Consider the following 20,241-nt stretch of genomic DNA (forward strand, 5'->3'; position numbering starts at 1 on the left):
AAAAAAACGGGATTTCAGCACCGAGAAGGCTGGATGAAGCTAGGGACAGAGTAGCGGAGCGTAGATAGATCTACGTGAGCAACGGAAGGCCCGGCTGAATTCAGGATTCGATGTCGAAATACTTCCTGAAATTGCATCGTGATCAAAGGCCGTTTTTTGAACTACCTCTATGAAATAAAGGAGTGGGCTCTGTGAGAACACCTATCATTGCAGGAAACTGGAAAATGTTCAAAACGGTTTCCGAAGCTAAAGCTTTCTTCGAAGCGGTTAAAGGTAAAGCGGAAGTTGCAGGCGTGGAAAGCGTCATCTGCGCTCCGTTTACAAACCTCCCGGCTTTGGTAGAAGCAGCAAAAGGCACGTCGATCAAAATCGGCGCGCAAAACATGCATTTTGAAGACGAAGGCGCATTTACAGGCGAAATCAGCGGAGGAATGCTGAAAGAGCTGGGCGTGGATTATGTCATTATCGGACACTCCGAACGTCGCGCATACTTTGGTGAAACCGACGAAATCGTTAACAAGAAAATCCATGCAGCGTTCAAGCATGGCTTGACTCCAATCCCTTGCGTTGGCGAGAAATTGGAAGAACGTGAAGCGGGTCAAACCAAGGATGTCGTTAAAGTGCAAACGGAAGCGGCGTTGAAAGGCTTGACAGCAGAGCAAGCGGCTCAGGTCGTTATTGCTTACGAACCAATCTGGGCAATTGGTACAGGCAAATCCTCTACTTCTCAAGATGCGAACGAAGTCATTTCCTACATCCGCAGCCTGGTTGATGGACTGTACGGCATTGATGTTGCTGCGAAGATCCGTATCCAATACGGCGGCAGCGTGAAGCCGGAGAACGTAAAGGAATACATGGGTCAAAGCGATATCGATGGCGCGCTTGTGGGCGGAGCCAGCTTGCAGCCAGCATCTTATGCTGAGCTTGTTGAGGGGGCGAAGTAAATGACAGCCCCCAAACCGGTAGCATTGATCATCATGGACGGCTTTGGACTTCGCGAGCAAGTAGAGGGCAATGCAGTAGCCCAAGCGAATAAGCCGAACTATGATCGTTACCTGAAGCAATATCCAAACACGACTTTGACTGCCAGTGGTGAAGCGGTTGGTTTGCCGGAAGGTCAAATGGGCAACTCGGAAGTAGGGCACTTGAACATTGGTGCTGGCCGGATTGTATACCAGGACTTGACCCGGATCTCCAAGTCGATTCGCGAAGGCGAATTCTTCAACAATGAAACGCTGGTAGCAGCGGTTCGCAGTGCAAAAGCGAAGGGCAAGAAGCTGCATTTATATGGTCTTCTGTCCGACGGCGGCGTTCATAGCCATATCGACCACCTGTTTGCTATGTTGGACCTGGCCAAGAAGGAAGAGATGCATGAAGTGTACATCCATGCCTTCCTGGACGGACGCGACGTGGCTCCAGATAGTGCGAGGGGCTTCCTGGAACGTCTGATTGGGAAGATTAATGAGCTTGGCGTAGGCCGAATCGCTACAGTGCAAGGCCGTTACTATGCGATGGACCGTGACAAACGGTGGGATCGCGTAGAGAAGTCGTACCGTGCGATGGTTTATGGCGAAGGCCCTAAATATACCGACCCGATTACGGCAGTAACCGAATCCTACGAGAAATCGGTATTTGATGAATTCGTCATGCCAACCGTTATTGTGGATGGACATGATCAACCGATCGCATCTGTGGAATCCGGGGATTCAGTTATATTCCTGAACTTCCGTCCGGACCGTGCGATTCAATTGTCCAACGTATTCACCAACAAAGATTTCCAAGGCTTCGATCGTGGTCCGAAGTTCCCAACCGACTTGCATTTTGTATGCTTGACGTTGTTTGCGGAGACGGTGGACGGTTATGTGGCGTACAAGCCGAAGAATTTGGACAACACGTTTGGCGAAGTGCTGGTTCAGCAAGGCAAGAAGCAATTGCGTATTGCCGAGACGGAAAAATATCCGCACGTAACCTTCTTCTTCAGCGGTGGTCGCGATGTCGAACTTCCTGGCGAAACCCGTGTGTTAATCAACTCACCGAAGGTAGCTACTTATGACCTGCAGCCTGAGATGAGTGCTTACGAAGTGGCTGCGGCTTGCGTAGCTGAGATCGAAGCAGATAAGCATGATGCGATTATCCTGAACTTTGCCAATCCTGACATGGTAGGCCACTCGGGGATGATGGAACCAACCATTAAGGCGGTTGAAGTCACCGACGAATGTGTAGCCAAGGTTGTTGATGCGGTTACCGCTAAAGGCGGCGTAGTTATCATTATTGCCGACCATGGTAATGCCGATATGGAAACGGATGAGCAAGGCCGTCCATTTACTGCACACACCACTAATCCGGTTCCATTCATCGTTACTGACGAGAATGTCGTATTGCGCGAGAAGGGGATTCTGGCCGATGTAGCTCCAACGCTGCTCGATCTGATGGGCCTGCCGCAACCGGCTGAAATGACCGGTACATCCATGATTGCCAGCCGCAAGGCTTAAGGAAGTCAAGAACAAAAAATAAAAATTAACACTTAAAAGGAGACTGTATCTTATGACAATTATTTCTGATGTCTATGCTCGCGAAGTCCTGGACTCTCGCGGTAACCCTACTGTTGAAGTTGAAGTATATCTTGAGTCCGGCGCAATGGGCCGCGCTATCGTTCCTTCCGGCGCTTCCACAGGTGCTCATGAAGCGGTTGAGCTTCGCGACGAAGACAAGTCCCGTTACCTGGGCAAAGGCGTACTGCAAGCTGTTAAGAACGTAAATGAATTGATCTCCCCAGAAGTGATCGGTATGGACGCTCTGGACCAACTCGGCATCGACAAATTGATGATCGCTTTGGACGGTACACCAAACAAAGGTAAATTGGGTGCCAACGCAATCCTGGCTGTATCCATGGCTGTTGCCCGCGCTGCGGCTGACGCTCTGGACCTGCCACTCTACGAATACCTGGGCGGATTCAACGCCAAGCAACTTCCAGTTCCGATGATGAACATCGTGAACGGTGGCGCGCATGCCGACAACAACGTAGACGTACAAGAATTCATGATTCTGCCTGTAGGCGCTCCTAACTTCAAGGAAGCTCTTCGTACTGGCGCAGAAATCTTCCACAACCTGAAATCCGTTCTGAAAGCGAAAGGCCTGAACACGGCTGTTGGCGACGAAGGTGGCTTTGCTCCTAACTTTACTTCCAACGAAGATGCATTGTCCTCAATCATGGAAGCTATCACGAAAGCAGGCTACACACCAGGTAAAGACGTATTCCTGGGTATGGACGTAGCTTCTACTGAATTCTACAAAGATGGCAAATACCATCTTGAAGGCGAAGGTAAATCTTACACTTCCGCAGAATTCGTTGACTTGCTCGCTTCTTGGGTAGAAAAATATCCAATCATCACTATCGAAGATGGTTGCGGCGAAGATGACTGGGAAGGTTGGAAGCTGCTCACTGAGAAATTGGGTGACAAAATCCAGCTCGTGGGTGACGACTTGTTCGTAACTAACACAGAACGTCTCTACAAAGGGATCAAAGATGGTATCGGTAACTCCATCCTGATCAAAGTAAACCAAATCGGTACTTTGACTGAAACCTTCGATGCTATCGAAATGGCTAAACGTGCAGGTTATACGGCTGTTATCTCTCACCGTTCCGGTGAATCCGAAGACAGCACCATTGCCGACATCGCTGTGGCAACAAATGCGGGTCAAATCAAGACGGGTGCTCCTTCCCGTACAGACCGTATCGCTAAGTACAACCAATTGCTTCGCATTGAAGACCAATTGGCTGACCTGGCTCAATACAACGGCTTGAAATCTTTCTACAACCTGAAAGAGCATCGTTAAGATTCAAACCTTAACGAGCTTTAAATTGCAATAAAACAAGGCCCTCTGGATTTAACTCCAGAGGGCCTTGTTTATGTTTCGTTCATATTTTCACAAGTCATAGTATGATAATTCTGTTCGAATTAGGGCTTACGCCTTGAAGACCTTGATTTGTTCTTTCAGTTCATTCATCAAATGATTCAAGGATTGCGCTGAAGCTTCAATGCCTGTCATAATGGTCGATTGCTCTGTAGAGGAAGCGGCCACCGATTGGGCGCTTTGTGCAGAATCTGTGGCAATCGTCAGCATGTCTCCAACCGAAGCCGCGATCTCTTCGGTACCTGCTGATATCTCCTGTGTAGTTGCCGAGACATCCTGAATTTGTGAGGAGACATGATGAATGGAGGCGCGAATTTGGCTGAAAGAAGTACCCACCTGCTCCATGCGTTCAATCCCGGTATCAATTTCACCAATGCTGTTAGTTATTGAAGTGGAAGCCTGGGCTGTGGAGCCTTGAATGAACTGAATCAACTCCACGATATGGGAGATAGACTGATTCGTCTGTTCCGCAAGCTTCTTCACTTCTCCGGCGACAACAGCAAACCCACGTCCTTGTTCCCCTGCACGTGCGGCCTCAATGGAGGCGTTCAGTGACAGCAGTGCGGTCTGGTTTGAGATATCGGAAATTACATGGACAATCTCACCAATTTCGCTAGAGTGCGCCGCTAATTTCTCGATGTCGGCCGCCGTTTGGTTGGCGGTAGACTGGATTTGTCCCATCTGTTCAATCGCCGATTGAATCTCCAAATAGCCGTGCTCGACCTCTTCAAACACAGCTTCTGCCCGTTCTGATACACTGCCAGAGGCTTCAGCAATTCTTTGTACGCCGATAGCCATTTCTTCTGTAGCTTGCGCGGATTGCCGGGCACCTTGAAGCTGGGTCTCCGTACCGCTGGCCACTTCCTGAATTGCCGAAGTGATATCTGCAGTCGCGTGAGAAGACTTCTGCGCGGCGTTCAGCAGTTCATTGGAAGCGACGTCTACTTGACCAATAGTATGATCGATTTGCTGCACCATATTAGACAATGAATCAATCATCAGATTGATATTTTCGCTCATTTGACCGATTTCATCCCGCGATTTTACCGCAACCCGTTCGCCCAGATGGCCGGCAGCTACCTTAGTCATCACTTGGGAGATGATTTTGATGGGCTTGACGACCAGTCTGGCCAGCACCACAGCGATAGCCGAGACAATGAGTACCGTGGCTATGGCGAGGGCGATGGACAAGCTTCGAGCTTCCGTAACTTTAGCGAATATTTCGCTAGTCGGTACGGTAATGACCATTTTCCAATGCGTACTAGGAATCGTCCCGTAGTAGGTAATCACTTCCTGGCCCGTTTCGTCCTGATATGTCATGGACCCGCTTTGGTTGCCCAGGATGGTTGTTACAGCCTTCTGCAGCCCTGGGGTGGTAGCGTAGTCCTCCATCTTCTTGCCAAACCGCTCGGCATCAGGGTAGCTATAGTAGACTCCGGTATCAGAGATCACGTAGCCGTAACCCGTCTCGGCCATGTTGATTTTGTTGCTCTGAGCGGTTAGTACGTCAGGGGTGATGGAAAAAGCAATACCGCCCACAAATGCGCCCGATTGATCATTAACGGGCACGATGGCCGGTATAATATATTTATCAAGCGCCTCCAGGTAACTCATCTCGCCGATGGCGGGCTTGTGGCTCTCCTTGGCTTCAAGAAAATAGTCGCTCTGCGACATATCCGATGTCATTCCGAGCATATTCAGAAGCTGCCCGTTCTTATCAATGACGCTGTAACCCTCGGACTGACTGTCGCTTTGCTCCAAGATGGTGAGCAGCGGGAAGATATCCTCGGTTTTGCCGGATTGAAATTTCGGGTTTTGCTCAATCAACTGTTCCACCGCAGAAGATTTGGACAATACCCATTCATCGATCTTATCGATGTTCATACGTAGCGTTGCCTGGGCCAAATCGTTGCTATCGTCCTTCGTGACACCGCCGAAGTAATTAATGAAGAAGATGCTGGCGGCCAGCAGGGGAATCAGAGACGTCGCCAGAACAATTAACAGTAGCTTGGTCTGGAAGGACATCGACTTGCTATTAAGCTTGCTTTTGCTAAACACATTATTAACCTCCAATGACTGACTTGTGCATAAAATATGAGTTAAGAAAATAGTACCACGAATAAAAGGGCCAAATTGGCACGATATGTAGAATTTTGGGACTTAAGACGGGAAATGTTGGGTCTTGGAATGAGAAACCTCGTTGACGCTTAATAAAATATAGAGTAAATAACCGGACCGGATAATTTGGGTTGAAGTTGGTGTAATGGATGAAAACGGTTGTTAATTTACGGGTGCTATGATACAATAATAATGCTGTTTTTGTATCAATGATAAACTCGAAGCATAAAGGAATAGATGAAGAGATTCTCACTTTAGGAGGTGGATTGAATGGATATTTTCTTGAAGGTATTGCTCGTTATTTTCTCGATCGGTCTGACCGTTGCTGTATTGTTGCAGAAGGGGAAGAGCGCGGGTCTTGCGGGTGCCATCTCCGGGGGTGCTGAACATCTCTTCGGAAAGACGAAAGCCCGTGGTATGGAACTGGTGCTGGAGCGTGTAACGATCGGCTTGGCCGTCGGCTTCTTCGTTCTATCAATCGTGGTTGCCGTTGTATTGGATTAGATCAAATTCAAGCAAAGCCTGCTTTTCCTTTGGGGGAAGGCAGGCTTTTTTTGGTTGATATAGTTACAAGAGTGATGCTGATTGCTGGATTTGGATACTGGACTTTGGGATAGCGTGGTAAATTTGTGCAGGGGCGGTGCAGGGCATACACGGATGTACCGCGTTAAATTCGTGTATACTAGGGTATATACAACTAGAGGAATATTATAGAAACGAAGTTGACTAAATACATTACCCGGTGAAGGTTGAGAGGCCGGGCTTGAGGTGAAATCATTTGAATTCAATTACAGACACAGAATTGCTGGCCTTTATGCGGGAGACCGCCTACAAGCCGATGACGTATCAGGAGCTGGAAGAGCATTTTGGTATTCGCGATGCCGGAGAGTTTAAGAGCTTTCTCAAAATGTTGAACCGTCTGGAGCAGGCGGGTGAAATTATTTTAACCCGGACGCACCGTTATGGTGTGCCGGAACGGATGGACCTGGTACGTGGCCGGTTGCAGGCACATGCCAAAGGGTTTGCTTTTCTTATTCCTGAAGACAAGGAACACCCCGATGTGTATGTCCACGCTAATGATCTGAAGAGTGCAATGAACGGAGACACTGTGCTGGTGCGCGTCAGCTCGAAGAGTGTGGGCGGCGGCAAGCTGGAAGGTGAAGTTGTTCGGATCGTTAACCGTGCGGTGACACAGGTCGTGGGCGTATTTCAGCATAACGAGACTTATGGGTTTGTTATTGCCGATGATAAACGGATTAACAAGGATATTTTCGTCCCGCTGGAAGGGTTCGGCGGTGCGGTTGATGGTGAGAAGGTTGTAGTCAAGATTGTGGAGTATCCCGAGGGACGATCTGCGGCAGTTGGACAAGTTATCGAGATTCTGGGGCATAAGGATGATCCGGGCGTTGATATTCTATCGATTATTCGCAAGCACCAATTGCCGGAAGCATTTCCTGATGAAGTTATGGCCGAGGCGCAGGACACACCAGAGACCATTGCTGAAGAAGAAATTGCTCGCCAGCGTCGTCGTGATTTGCGGGACAAGGTCATTGTTACCATCGATGGCGAGGACGCCAAGGATCTGGATGATGCGGTGCACGTGGAGCGGATGCCTAACGGCAATATCCGGCTTGGGGTACATATTGCTGACGTCGGCTATTATGTGAAGGAGAATTCTGCGCTGGATCAGGAAGCTTATCAGCGGGGATGCAGCGTGTATCTGGTGGACCGGGTTATTCCGATGCTTCCGCACCGCTTGTCCAACGGCATTTGCTCGCTCAATCCGAAGGTAGACAGGTTTACGTTGTCCTGCGAGATGGAGTTCAACGAACAGATGAAGGTGGTCAGCCACGACATCTATACGAGCGTGATTCGGACCAAAGAACGTATGACCTATACTAATGTTCGGAAAATATTGCAGGAGGAAGATCCCGAGGTTACGGAGCGTTATGCCGACCTAGTGGATACCTTCAAGCTGATGAAAGAGTTAGCTATGCGGCTGCGGGGTAACCGCATGCGGCGTGGGGCAGTGGACTTCGACTTCGAGGAATCCAAGGTCATCGTAGATGAAAATGGCAAGGCAATCGATATCGTGAAGCGGGAACGCTCCATTGCCGAGCAAATTATTGAAGAGTTTATGCTGGCAGCCAATGAGACGGTGGCTGAGCATTTCCATTGGTTGAAGGTTCCGTTTATTTACCGGATTCATGAGGACCCGGATCAGGAGAAGCTGATGAACTTCATGGCGTTTGTCGCTAACTTCGGGCATTCCGTTAAGGGGAGCAAGGGGGACCGCATTCATCCACGGGCGTTGCAGACCCTGTTGGAAAATATTCAGGGGACCAAGGAGCAAACGGTCATCAGCACGATGATGCTGCGTTCCATGAAGCAGGCCAAATATGATGCGGAGAGCACGGGGCACTTTGGACTGGCTGCGGAGTTTTACTCCCATTTCACTTCTCCAATTCGCCGCTATCCCGATTTGGTGATCCACCGGGTCATTCGTGAGGTCATTGAAGGCGGAGGGGCATTAAGCGAAGCACGGCAGGAGTATTTGGCCAGCCGGATGCAGGATATTGCGCAGCAGTCATCGGAGCGGGAGCGTATTGCCGTGGAAGCGGAACGGGATACGGAGCAGTTGAAGAAGGCCGAGTTCATGCTTGATAAGGTCGGGGAAGAATTCCCGGGCATGATCAGCAGTGTAACGAGCTTCGGGATGTTCATCGAACTGGAGAATACGGTCGAGGGATTGATTCGGCTTAGTGCAATGACGGATGACTATTACCACTTCCACGAGCAGCATATGGCGCTGATCGGGGAGCGGACGTCGAAGATCTATCGGATCGGCGACGAGGTGAAGATTCGCGTAGCGCGCGTGAACATGGACGACCATACCATCGACTTCGAGATGGTTGATATGAAGCCGCGCCGTCGCGGGGAAGGTTTTGCCCCCCGCGAGGGCTTCGGCGGCGACCGGGGTGGCCGTGGCGGCAAGCCGGGCAAGGGGGCCCCGGGACGCAAGCGGAGCGGCAAGGGCAAGAGCAAGGGGGGCGGCGGTAATACCACCGCAGCCTTTGTTCGCAAGAAGAAAAAATAAGACCATCGCAGCTGTATAAAGCAAGCGAGGCCCATCTATAAGGAATATAAAAAGCAGCAAGTGTCGGGGAAATGAGTACTCCCATCATAGTAGACAGTAGAAGAACGAAACTTCTACTACTACATGATGGGAGTTTTTCTCCAAAAAGAAGTTCAATGTTTTTAGAAGTCAGACCGTATGTCATATAGAGACGTCTTAAGCTACGTATTAAAGAACTGTGGCGCAAAATGAATACTTGGAGATGGAGAATATTTTCGGAAAAAAGTTGGTAAAGGCAAGTGCCGAAAACCGTAGCTCAAGCGATTCAAGAAATAAACAAAGAAAAAGGCTGTGCTTTGTACAATTGTATGCGTTAGTTTCAGTGGCATAATTGCCTATTAAAAGTGATTGACCGAAAGGCCTGTATCAGTGCCATTATTGATGTATATGACAATTCCATGGTTTCGTGGGCTCCGCCACTCCCGAAACAATAAACTTGTGGCGGATACGCTGAAAAGGCCTACAGAAAAGTCCAGGTGAACACCCTCTTCTACAGGGCGACAGAGGATTTCAGTATACATTCCATGAATATTTATTGGTTCCATTTAAAGTACGGATTTATAAAGGGCCAGTCTCCTATAAGCCGCTTTAATATAGCTAACTGATCGATTGATTTTTGGATACTTAAAAGGCGGAAAACTAATTTTTAAAATATGTGCCACTTTTAAAGATCTAGTATATTTGCTATTATAATAAATCCTTGAAACATTTATCTCCAAATGAAAAAGCTGCATAAAACAAATATACCCCAGCCTAAAGAATACAGGCTGGGGTATATTATTAAACGAATTTTTTGTTTTTTACAATGTCTATTGGAATCACTTCACTTAAAGAGAGCCGCATTAATTTCTGAAGTAATACCTTCTCTTAAAAATTACCCTTTTTCTTTACTAGAAGATATATCAGATAAAGGAAAAGAATCATTACACTAAGCAATATTAGTGGAAATCTCATTGACTCATTGAAAAAGCCAATTATATACGCCAAAGGACCCGTTGAAACTAATAAAACAACCGATTCTGATATGTACTTTGGTTTGTTTATGTGTTTTATAAATCTATAGAAAAAAAACACTAAGGAACCAAAATACACTGTTAGGAGTAGAACAAACATTTTTAACCCTCACTTGTATATTGAATAAAATTATTTGTTACAAGTAGGTAATTGAATCATATGCGCGTTCTGCATCAGATACAGCTTCGTTAAACAAATATACCACTCCGGCTGCTTCAACCGATGTGATAACCCCTATTGCTACTAGCCCAGCACCACCAAACCACGCAGAAAGATATAGTTCAGCAGTCAGTGTGGACAGTACAGTTAAATAAGCAGCACGATATGCATCGTATCCGTCTTCAAATAGAATAACATCATTTCTAGCTGAAGAAAAGTGCTGGTTTGAAGGAGATATTCCAGTCCTTGAAACGTGCTTCCCTTCTGGTTCACCATGTCCATTACCATCTCCAAACCAATTGTAATTCATAGATTCATAAGCCTGGAAAGAGTAACTAGTTCTCGCACTGTTTGAATAATAGTGGCAGATTGCAGGAATTCCTGCATTATCAGCGGCGAAGAGTCCTACATAATTGGGTGCAGGAGATGCCTTATCAAAGTCACTAAGATCTTTTTTAACCCCGTCAATATAAAGATCGCTATGGTTAACTATTGTCATTTCTGACTGTTTCGAATAATCAAAAAAAACTGAACCATACTCTTCAATATATTCTGGATAAAGAGTATAATCCTTACTTAGGTTTACTGTGAACTCGCCACCATCTTCGGTGTCATATCCCGATGTTGTTGTTGTAACCTCAACAGTACCTATTTTAATTCCTTCTACAATAACATCATTTGTAAAATTAATTGTTGCTTCACTCACACTGTTATTGTTGCTTGCAAAGGCAACAGATCCAAGACTACTAAACAATAATACCACAGACAGGCATGTGCAAATCCACTTCTTTTTCATGTAATACCTCCGTTGGATATATTTAATTTCATTGGAAAATATATCATAAAATAATTTATATTTCAATGATTAATATATTCAGGAAATTATAGTTATATATATCTAAAATAATAACTTTTCTCGTACGGAGATTTTTCAGATTAATCTTCAGTATTCTGAGACTGATATTTTTATAGAAAGGGCGACTGTTGATAATGGAAAGATTACTACAATAACGTTCACTACTCTTGATAACATATATAAGGGTGAGCGCTACTATAACGAGGATGGGAAGTAAATTTATAGCACAGCGTATCTGGCAAATTACACTTTAAAAAACCTATTGATCGATTTCCAAATATGAGATTTTTCAATAATAACTATGATATAAGAGAAATTAGGGTGACTACTTTTAAACGAATAAATAAACTTCTGCCCATAAGCACCAAGAAGAATGAATGGCAACTAACAAGTAAATCAATTCATAAAAAATTCAAGGGAAATCAGTACTTTCTCTAAAAATCCACTATAATGCAAACAATACCTGCTAAAAGGTCATTTTTACATAAATAATATACTGATAGGAGTCGCATCCTTCTGCTCCTCTCAAAAGGTCTACCATACGAGTTTTGGTTGGGTGTAGGGTTAATTTCAGATGCTGAACATGCGTATGTATGAGTTCATACGCATGTTCAGCATCTTTCTAGATTAGCACGCCGGTCTCGCTATTAAAGCGATGCCGCCGAAGCAGCGGAAGCTTCCGGAGATGAACCGGGGATGGAGCCTGAGGTGGTGGTAGTCTGAGCAGCAGGGCCTTCCAGCTTAACCAGTCGCTTGAGCAGCTTCTTAAGCATAACAGAGGCCTTGACACGAAGGGCCAGGCTATCCGATACATGGACGGTATAAAGGCCGCCTACGATAGCTTGCTTCAACTCGGCTACAGTCTCACAAGGCTGAGCCAATTCGTTGTATATGCTACCGTATTGCAGGCATTGATGGGTATCGCTACCCGCTGTAACCGGCTTGCCTAGCTCGGCAGCAAATTTCTCTACATTGGCTTGATTGACCTCATTGCCGTATTCATACATATCCTTGGCATTCAAATCAAAGGCATCCAGCCGCCCTAGCTGCTCCCGACTCAAATGATGAAGCGGCGTGGACTTGCGGAAGGGATGGGCTCCAATCTTCAGCAACGGGTAGCGTTCGGCCAAGGCCATTAGATCGTCGAAGGGAATGAAGTTGCCTTTCTTCGTGTAGTCTTCCAAGGCTTCTCGCACGCTGAGAACATGTTCCTTGCGTCCGATGATCAGAATATGTCCGTTCTCACGAATGTCGACCTCCATGCCGGGGAAGATGCGAAGTGTGCCAGCCTGATAATACTCTCCGTTGAAGGGATAGAGGCGGTCGAGATGATCATAAACGTCATGGAAACGGCGTGTATTAAAATGCTCGGTCAAAGCGAGGGCATCCAGCCCGTTCGCAATGGCTTCGGCAATCATTTCTTCGTAATAGGCCTGTGAGAAGTCGGTGGCCTTGGATAGTTTGGCGTGGGTATGCAAGTCAATTTTCATCTAAAACACTCCTTGGTTAAGCCAAAATAATAACGCGACATACAGGGCGCTTCCGCCCAAAAATAAAAAATCATGGCGTTGCAATTTGAGATGGGCCAGCTTGAGCTTCTTGGCGGCGGGATTGCGCATGCCGTAGGAGAAGCCACGGGTCTCCAGCGCTTCTACCGTGGTCCGTGACCGCTTGGCCGTAGCCAGCATCAATGGAAAGAAGGCATAGACAAGCAGCTTGAGGTAGTACACTCCAAGTCGCCAATACAGCACACCGTGATGCTCGGGTGCCTTACCCCGCAAGCGGTAGGACAGCAGCACGTTACGGAACTCCTCGAACAGCACCGGCAGAATGCGGTAGCCGTAGGACAAGCTAAACGAGAAGGCTGCCGGGACACCAAGGGCCAGCAGTCCGTCGCTGATCTTCTCCGGGTCCATGCCTGAGAATACGGTAATGCTGGCTAGCGAGACAACGGATAGCTTCATCGTTAGCTTCAGCAGGGGCAGAGCAGACGAGATATCTCCACCGAAGAACAGCGAGATAATGAACAGCCAGCCGACCTGTCCAATCAGGCCCAGGCATAACACCAGAATGATGAACGGAGAGACCCGGGAAAGCCAAGTGGTAGCGATCATGAACAAGCACATTCCGGCCAGAACAAGATAGCTGTTAATGAACCACGGTACGACGGCGAAGAACAGATACCAGATCAGCATACCCCGTGGGTCCAGTCGGGACAGGGAAGCGTGGCCGCTGCCGTAGGCGGTGTTCATCAGCTCCAGTTGGATGCGGTCGAGCGATATTTTGTTAAACCAGTTGCGGACAAGCTCCATGCGAGAGGGGCTCCTTTCCTGTGAAGGTATGACCTAGCCGCCGGGCCAGCTCTGCTGGAGAGCCGCAAGCCGGGTGAAGGCCAAGTGCCAGAGAGAGTTGCATGCTTTGGGTTAGGGCCAATCCGGCATGGTAAACGAGCTCTGCCGAAGCGAATACCTCTTCGGCCGTCCCGTCCGCAAGAATGCGGCCTTGATGCATCACGATAACACGCGTGGCCCAGCGATGTACGAGCTGCATGTCATGGGTGGCAATCATAACGGTGCGGACGTGATGTCCCAGCTCTTCCAGCGTGCTGAGTAGTTCCTCGCGCGTAGCCAAATCCAGGTTGGCTGTTGGTTCATCCAGCAGCATGATGGCAGGTCTGATCGCTGCCCCAATCGCTAGAGATACCCGGCGCTGCTGGCCGCCACTGAGCAGACGGGCATCCCGTTCCTGCAAGGCCTCCAGCCGGAAGCTTTGCAGCATGCGCTGAAGAGTTGCGTCAGCTTCGGGATACCCCCGTCTTTTGAGACAATACGAAATTTCCTTCTGCACGCTGTCCTCGATGAACATATCCTCCGGGTTCTGGAAGACGAACGCAACATCGCGCGACAGTTGTTCAATCGATACTTTGCTAGTCTCTTGCTCTAGCACGGTCACTGTGCCCTTGGAGGGCTTGGCAATCCCGGCGATAAGCTTCATCAGCGAGGACTTGCCCGCGCCGTTGTTGCCAACGAGTGCAATGCGCTCTCCTTCGTGAATACGGAGATGAATATCGTGCAGCACGGTTTGTTCGGCTTTGCGAATCGTCCGATAGTTCAAGCTCGCCCCGTTAAAATGAATAAAGGTGTTCGGGTTGTTGTCGTCAGCTTGCACTTGCTGCGAATCCTCAGAATGACCTTGCGAGGGTTGCCATAATTCGGTAAAGTAGCGGATTCCCTCTTCGGTTGTGATGGGATATCCGTTCTGAGGCTGAGTAGCTAGTAGTGCCGCTGCTTGAGTGACCTCAGGCGGCTGAATCCCTAGCCTCTCCAAATCTTCTAGGCTATTCAGGGCTGCTGCAACCGGGCGCTTCCACAGCACCCGGCCTTGTTCCAGCAGGCAGACCTCTTGGCAATAATCAGCGATAAACTCGGTATGATGCTCGATGACAATGATGGTCTTCCCGTGAGCTTGGTGAAGCTGCCGCAGCACTTCATAGACCTGCCGGGCATGGCTGGGGTCTAGCTGGGAGACTGGCTCATCAACGATGAGAATTTCCGGCTCCAGAGACAATGCGCCAGCCAGGGCAAGCAGATGCTTCTGTCCGCCGCTAAGCTCCCAGATATAGCGGTGTTGCAGGTGGCTCAGGCCACATAGCTCCAAAGCGCGTAGCGCCCGCTGCCGGTAATCGCCCAGCCCGTAGTTCAGGGGAGCGAAGCAGGCCTCGTCCAGCACGGTAGGGCGTACCAGTTGATTGTCGAAGTCCTGATAGACGTAGCCTACGTGCTTGGAGAGTACGGCGACGTTTTTTTGCAAGGTAGACATGCCCTGAACCCGTACTTCGCCTTCAAAATCTCCGGAATAGTAATGCGGAATCAATCCGTTGAACAATTTACACAGGGTTGATTTGCCGCTGCCGTTGCCGCCAATGATCGCCGTAAAGGTGCCGTGCTCGATGGTTAGAGAGGCATGGTTCAATACGGGCTGATCTGAGCCGGGATAGGTAAAGGTGACATCGGCAACTTCAATGGCGTATAAAGGTGCTTCTGACTGGGTTGCCTTCCTATTCGTATCAGGCATATGGCGAATTCTCGACATTACCAGACTGGGCATTTCGGTTCTTTCTGGCACGTAACACAAGCAAGGTAACTACTGCGATGACTGCGGCAATACCAAGGCTCAGCCAGATGGCTCCAATGCCAAAGCGATCAGCAAAGCCGCTATCCCATTCCCCGATATTCCAGTCGGTCTCGGACAGGGATTCAGCGCCGAACGCGACCAATGCCAAGACAATTCCTGTAATTACCAGCTTGGGCGAAATAATGCCGGCTGCTTCGTACCGTGTAGTGGATACACGCGGCTTGATGCCGAGCAGAGGTTCGATTTTGCCATAGAGCCGTGGTACCAGGTAGAGGGTCGGGAGCAAGGCGAACAGAATGCCGGAGAACAGCACATCGTTCAGGAAGCTGACGCCTTCGACGAGGACGACACTTTCAGCCAGGCCAGGAACGGCTTCGAATTCCTCTACGCCAATCCATACTTTACCGATGTCGACCAGGGTACTGCACAGTTGGTGAATAATTACGCCAGTCATGGCGGCGATGCCAACTTGCATGCGGTTCTGCGGGTTGCGGACCAGACGCCCGGCGACGTACATCGCGAAAGAGAAGGTGAGGAATTTCTCCAGTTCGCCCAAACCGCCGAATTGGCCAAGCATCAGTTCCCCGAAGATGACTTCACCCAGCGCCGCGCCAACGGCGGCATATAAGGGATGGAACAAGATGCACAGGGTCAATGGAATAAAGGCAAAATACTCTACAGATAGTTCGATGGGACCCAGTTGGAAGCTGGGGATGAGCTCGGTAAACATGTTGGACAGGCCGTACAGGGACATGGATAATACAAAAATCATCATTTTCTGCGAAGACGTGAGGGTATACAGGGTCTTACTGCTCATGGAAAGAGCCTCCTTGGCATATTTTTTTATGAGGTAGTGCTTTCAGTCTAGTAGCGGAGTATTAAGGGAGAGGGGGCTTTGTGTCAACGCATTGTAATATTTTTTACATAGTGAAAACAATGTAATAAAATTTGCATAACATTAGCGAGCTAGAATGGAGTGGAGTAGATCGAAAAGGCAGGAAACAGGCCGTAAAGGAGACCCGAAGGTCATGACTTTCACCCAACGTTCGGTATTTTCGGATAAAGGCAATTTTTCATCCAGCCAGTTAAAGATCGCCGGATTCGTCGAGCGACACCCGGATGAGGTGTTGTTCATGACGGAGCAGGAGCTTGCCGACCGCATTGGTACGAGCATCGCGACGGTATCAAGATTTTGGCGTATGGCTGGGTATGAAAATGGTAAGGAATTCAGGCAAAAGCTTCGTTCTGTGATGGACACCACACCGGCTCATAAGCTGGAAACGACGATCTCGCGGCTGGAGCCCGCAAGCCTGCCGGTGAAGATGCTGGAGCAGACGAGTGTTCATTTGCGGGAAACAGCGGAGCAGACGGACCCGGAGGAACTGAAAAGGGTGGCTTCACTAATGGCTGGAGCAAGACGGATTTATGTATATGCCCCGGGACCATCCGTGGCGCTTGGCGAGTTGTTGTTCTATCGGCTGTCCAGATTCGGCATGTCGGTACGGATGATGGCAGCAAGTGGCCATGAGCTTTTGGAGTCGCTGGCTCATTTGCAGCCGGAGGATGTGGTGCTGCTGTTTAGCTTCACAAGGCTCTTGCCGGAGAGTGAGGTTATTCTGGATTGTACCAAGCGGGTGGGCTGTCCTTCTGTGATGATTACGGATCGGGAGGAGTTCTGCTATGATCCGGAGCTTGCCGCAGCCTTCTATGTCAGCCGGGGCGAGATGGGGGAGTTCCATTCGATGGTAACCCCGCTGCTGCTAGTGGAGCAGATCATCTTGAGTATAGGCTTATTGAGTAAGGAGCAGGTGCTGTTGAAGCTGGAGGTATTAAGTGAACTGCGGGCCAGATATGCGGATCGACTGCCGCGAGGGAAGGCTTAGAGAGAGTGGGCTGATTTTCTCGACCAAGTACAGGCTTAGCGGCGAATGGAGACCTACACTAATGTAGGCCTCCATGGGTGCAGAGTTCATTTATTTATATAGAAGATTAAGGTTATAGTGCTGTCTTGGCTTTGATCTCATCAACAATTTCGCTCGTTGGACTAACTTGGCCAAATTCGTAGGCAATCACGCTGAGCGTTGTGCGTTGAATTTCATCCGCAGAGATTGCTCCCCAGCCCATGTCCGGGTAATCCATCGGGGCATTGGCATCACTGAGGAAAATGATCTTGTATTCCCGGTGGGCCCCATCCCGCACGGTAGTCTCGCAGCATACGTTGGTGACGGTCCCGCAGATAATGATCGTGTTCACATCGTTGGCCCGCAATATGGTGTCCAGATCTGTATCGTGGAAGCCGCTATAAAATAGCTTGTCTACAATAATGTCCTGCGGCTCAGGGGCCAGCTCATCAATAATCTCAACTCCAGGGATGCCCCGCTTGAGAATTTCATTGGCATTCGGATACATATCCAGGAATCGCCCTGTGTCGCTTCCGTCACCGCGGACGATATGGCGTAGATAGACTACGGGCATACCAGCCGCCCGGGCGGCTGCGTTAAGCTCCTGAATGTTCTCAATAATGCCTGCGGTACGTGGCACGTATAGGGCTTCATCCTCCTTGCAGAACACATTTTGCATATCCACGACAATGATGGCTGTCCGCTTCGGGTCAATATCCCATCTGACTTTATTCTTGATGCTCATCGGTAACACTCTCCTTAATAGGTTGGTTGATTGCGGGTTGCTTGGTTAAGCAGCTTCTGTTGGCATAGGGTCTTGTGGCTTAAGTGTCGCTTCACGGCGTTCCAGCATAGGGCGAATCCACACGTTAATCGTTGTATTCAGAACGATCAGCATAATCACGCCGACGAGCATAGGCTGGGTGACGATACTCTGAATGGCAAGCGGGAGTCCGGCAGTCAGTTCAGCCGGGAGATACATGGTACCGAGGGAGATGATGAAGGAAGAACCGGCCACAGCCAGATTCAATTCATCCCATTTGACTTTGCTTACCATCTGGATACCGCTAATGGCAATAATCCCGAACAATATAGTAGAGGCAGCGGACAGGACGGCTCCGGGGAGCGAGGCGATGAACAAGCCGACCTTAGGGATGAGTCCTAAAATAACGGCCATCACACCGGCGGTCATGGTGACATAACGGCTGCCAATGCCAGAAACACGGATGATACCGATGTTCTCAGGGTAAGAGGTCGTTCCGAGCCCGCCAAACACGGCACCTAGAGTGCAGCCGAGGAATTCCCCGAACAGGCCACGGTTAACGCGGGAGCTATCGAGCTCTTGCTTGCCCCATTTAGTGAGGAGTGTATACATGCCGACCGCTTCGGCGGAAGCTTGCAGGAAGGCTAGTAGCATCAGAATGACCACGGGAATGGAGATGCCGAATCCAAACGGGAAAATCTGTGGCAGGCGGAACCATCCTGCGGAAGCAACGGCTGAGAAATCGACGGAACCGAAGATGGAGAAGAAGAGGGTGCCTACAATAATTCCCCAGAGCAGGGCGCCACGGCGGATAATGGTGTTACCCCCGAAGATCATGCAGACGAGCACGCAGACCACGGTAATGAGGGAGGCGGTAAAGTTCATGCCGATGTTGGCGCTGCCGAACCAGTTCTTGAGGCCGATGTCGGCAAGCTGAGCGCCTATGATGACCAGCAGGGTGCCGTAAACGATCGGCGGGGCAATAAATTTATTGATGTGGCCGATCAGACCGAATCTGCGAATGGGAATGGCCAGCAGCATAAAGATGGCGCCTGCTACAGCCATGGAGCCGAACGCTGTACCCAGTCCGACGCTGGCGCTAGCCGAAAGGATAGCTACAAAGAAGGCGGCAGTAGGACCTTGGACCACCGGGAGTCGCAGCATTTTGCCCGATTGCAGGATCGTCACCAGTCCCGTCGTTAGGAAGCAGGCTTGGATCAAATAGCCAACGACTTCAAAATCAAGGCCTAGTGCCTGACCGATCAGGACTGGAAACAGGAAGATGCCGGTTAGGGCTAATAAGTGCTGAAATCCATAAGTGACGTTGGCGCCGAAGGAAAGCTTCTCCTCGATACCGACCTGCAGGGTTTGGTTGTCTTCGTGTTCGTGATTCATGGTTAGTCCCCCTTTAAAAGTTAAATGGATAAATATTCAACATATCATCAGATGTTTGGGAAAAGGCAAGATCATCCGATGTTTACAACATCAATGTTCTGTGCGGCGAATTGCTTCGCTTCTTCGCTGCTCTTATTTACGATGGAGCGGTACATGGCTTCGTGATAAACCGTGTTATCTTCATACTGCCGGGTATCCAGAAGAAGTTGACTTAGCATCTCCTTCAGGCTTTCCGCTACGACCTTGTACATTTCAAGCAAAACTTCGTTTTTTCCAGCCTCAGCCACCGCGATATGAAAAGAGATGTCTGCTTCTACATACTCGGCGTAGTGGCCTTTCTCCAATGCTTCTTGTCTTAGATCCAGGGCGGATCGCATCAGGGCAAGGTCGGAAGTAGTTCTTCTTACAGCAGCCAAGCCAGCAAGCTCAATTTCTAAAATCCGGCGAGCCTCCATGACCTGAGTATAGTTCTTGGGAGTAATCGCCTGACTTACGCCTGTAAGATCGGAGGATGCCGACCGGATGTAGGTTCCATCCCCTTGGCGCACTTCCAGCAGACCGGCATGAGTCAATACCTTGACGGCTTCCCGAATGGTGGATCTTCCCACCGCCAGCAGCTTCATGAGCTCGGGTTCAGGGGGTAGCTTGTCCCCGCTTTTGTATTGGCCGGACTGGATGAGTCGTTGCATTTGGTCCAGCACTTCATCTACCAGTTTGCGGCGTGGAATGGCTTTGAACTCCGGATATGCCATTGCCAGCCTCCTATCATGTCAGGTTTTATCACTCTTGGCAATTTTTCAGCTCGTTTTCATGTGATGTTTCACAGTATAGGGGGCTGTTTTCAAAAAAT

General features: G+C 49.2%; 15 protein-coding genes. 6 read left to right on the top strand and 9 right to left on the bottom strand.

Going from position 1 to position 20,241, the window contains the following annotated elements; genetic code table 11:
* Positions 1-191 precede the first annotated feature (191 nt).
* Genes tpiA through eno form a run of 3 tightly spaced genes read left to right on the top strand, consistent with a single transcriptional unit; the run spans position 192 to position 3,837 of the window.
* Entirely contained in the window at positions 192-944 is a 753-nt protein-coding gene (tpiA, locus tag BN3279_RS00960; RefSeq protein WP_059048821.1) for a triose-phosphate isomerase, read from the top strand.
* Positions 945-2,492 (top strand): 2,3-bisphosphoglycerate-independent phosphoglycerate mutase, encoded by a 1,548-nt coding sequence (gpmI, locus tag BN3279_RS00965; protein ID WP_059048822.1) that lies wholly within the window; start codon positions 945-947, stop codon positions 2,490-2,492.
* 52 nt (positions 2,493-2,544) lie between these two features.
* On the top strand, positions 2,545-3,837 hold the full coding sequence (eno, locus tag BN3279_RS00970; RefSeq protein WP_059048823.1) for a phosphopyruvate hydratase: 1,293 nt from the start codon (positions 2,545-2,547) through the stop codon (positions 3,835-3,837).
* Between the two features lie 129 nt (positions 3,838-3,966).
* Here eno and BN3279_RS00975 read toward each other — a convergent pair whose 3' ends face one another.
* The gene (locus BN3279_RS00975) at positions 3,967-5,973 is read right to left on the bottom strand and encodes a methyl-accepting chemotaxis protein (RefSeq protein ID WP_059048824.1); all 2,007 of its coding nucleotides are present in this window, start codon (positions 5,971-5,973) and stop codon (positions 3,967-3,969) included.
* A gap of 330 nt (positions 5,974-6,303) precedes the next feature.
* On the opposite strand from BN3279_RS00975, the gene secG reads away from it, so the two are divergent.
* Positions 6,304-6,537, top strand: a complete 234-nt coding sequence (gene secG / locus BN3279_RS00980; protein ID WP_059048825.1) for a preprotein translocase subunit SecG — start codon at positions 6,304-6,306, stop codon at positions 6,535-6,537.
* Positions 6,538-6,811: 274 nt separating this feature from the next.
* On the top strand, positions 6,812-9,130 hold the full coding sequence (gene rnr / locus BN3279_RS00985) for a ribonuclease R (RefSeq protein ID WP_262362516.1): 2,319 nt from the start codon (positions 6,812-6,814) through the stop codon (positions 9,128-9,130).
* A 1,189-nt stretch (positions 9,131-10,319) separates the two neighbouring features.
* Here the strand turns inward: rnr and BN3279_RS00995 are convergent.
* The 5 genes from BN3279_RS00995 to BN3279_RS01015 all read right to left on the bottom strand — a co-directional run bounded on the left by BN3279_RS00995 (position 10,320) and on the right by BN3279_RS01015 (position 16,149).
* Positions 10,320-11,138, bottom strand: coding sequence for a hypothetical protein (locus BN3279_RS00995; RefSeq protein WP_059048827.1), 819 nt, complete (start codon positions 11,136-11,138; stop codon positions 10,320-10,322).
* Positions 11,139-11,845: 707 nt separating this feature from the next.
* On the bottom strand, positions 11,846-12,688 hold the full coding sequence (locus BN3279_RS01000; RefSeq protein ID WP_059048828.1) for a PHP domain-containing protein: 843 nt from the start codon (positions 12,686-12,688) through the stop codon (positions 11,846-11,848).
* Positions 12,689-13,510 (bottom strand): energy-coupling factor transporter transmembrane component T family protein, encoded by an 822-nt coding sequence (locus tag BN3279_RS01005; RefSeq protein ID WP_059048829.1) that lies wholly within the window; start codon positions 13,508-13,510, stop codon positions 12,689-12,691.
* The gene (locus tag BN3279_RS01010; protein ID WP_059048830.1) at positions 13,485-15,272 is read right to left on the bottom strand and encodes an ABC transporter ATP-binding protein; all 1,788 of its coding nucleotides are present in this window, start codon (positions 15,270-15,272) and stop codon (positions 13,485-13,487) included. The genes BN3279_RS01005 and BN3279_RS01010 overlap by 26 nt, the downstream gene beginning before the upstream one ends.
* Entirely contained in the window at positions 15,265-16,149 is an 885-nt protein-coding gene (locus BN3279_RS01015) for a DUF8171 family membrane protein (RefSeq protein ID WP_059048831.1), read from the bottom strand. The genes BN3279_RS01010 and BN3279_RS01015 overlap by 8 nt, the downstream gene beginning before the upstream one ends.
* Positions 16,150-16,360: 211 nt before the next feature.
* Here BN3279_RS01015 and BN3279_RS01020 point away from each other — a divergent pair, with 211 nt between their 5' ends.
* The gene (locus BN3279_RS01020; RefSeq protein WP_059048832.1) at positions 16,361-17,215 is read left to right on the top strand and encodes a MurR/RpiR family transcriptional regulator; all 855 of its coding nucleotides are present in this window, start codon (positions 16,361-16,363) and stop codon (positions 17,213-17,215) included.
* Positions 17,216-17,327: 112 nt separating this feature from the next.
* Here BN3279_RS01020 and BN3279_RS01025 read toward each other — a convergent pair whose 3' ends face one another.
* From BN3279_RS01025 to BN3279_RS01035, 3 genes are all read right to left on the bottom strand, one after another.
* Positions 17,328-17,978 (bottom strand): isochorismatase family protein, encoded by a 651-nt coding sequence (locus BN3279_RS01025; RefSeq protein WP_059048833.1) that lies wholly within the window; start codon positions 17,976-17,978, stop codon positions 17,328-17,330.
* Between the two features lie 45 nt (positions 17,979-18,023).
* Positions 18,024-19,391: a uracil-xanthine permease family protein gene (locus BN3279_RS01030; protein WP_059048834.1), complete on the bottom strand. Its 1,368-nt coding sequence runs from the start codon at positions 19,389-19,391 to the stop codon at positions 18,024-18,026.
* Between the two features lie 71 nt (positions 19,392-19,462).
* Positions 19,463-20,143 (bottom strand): FadR/GntR family transcriptional regulator, encoded by a 681-nt coding sequence (locus BN3279_RS01035; RefSeq protein WP_059048835.1) that lies wholly within the window; start codon positions 20,141-20,143, stop codon positions 19,463-19,465.
* Positions 20,144-20,241 lie beyond the last annotated feature (98 nt).

Origin of the sequence: Paenibacillus senegalimassiliensis (assembly GCF_001486585.1) — a bacterium.
Classification (GTDB): domain Bacteria; phylum Bacillota; class Bacilli; order Paenibacillales; family Paenibacillaceae; genus Fontibacillus; species Fontibacillus senegalimassiliensis.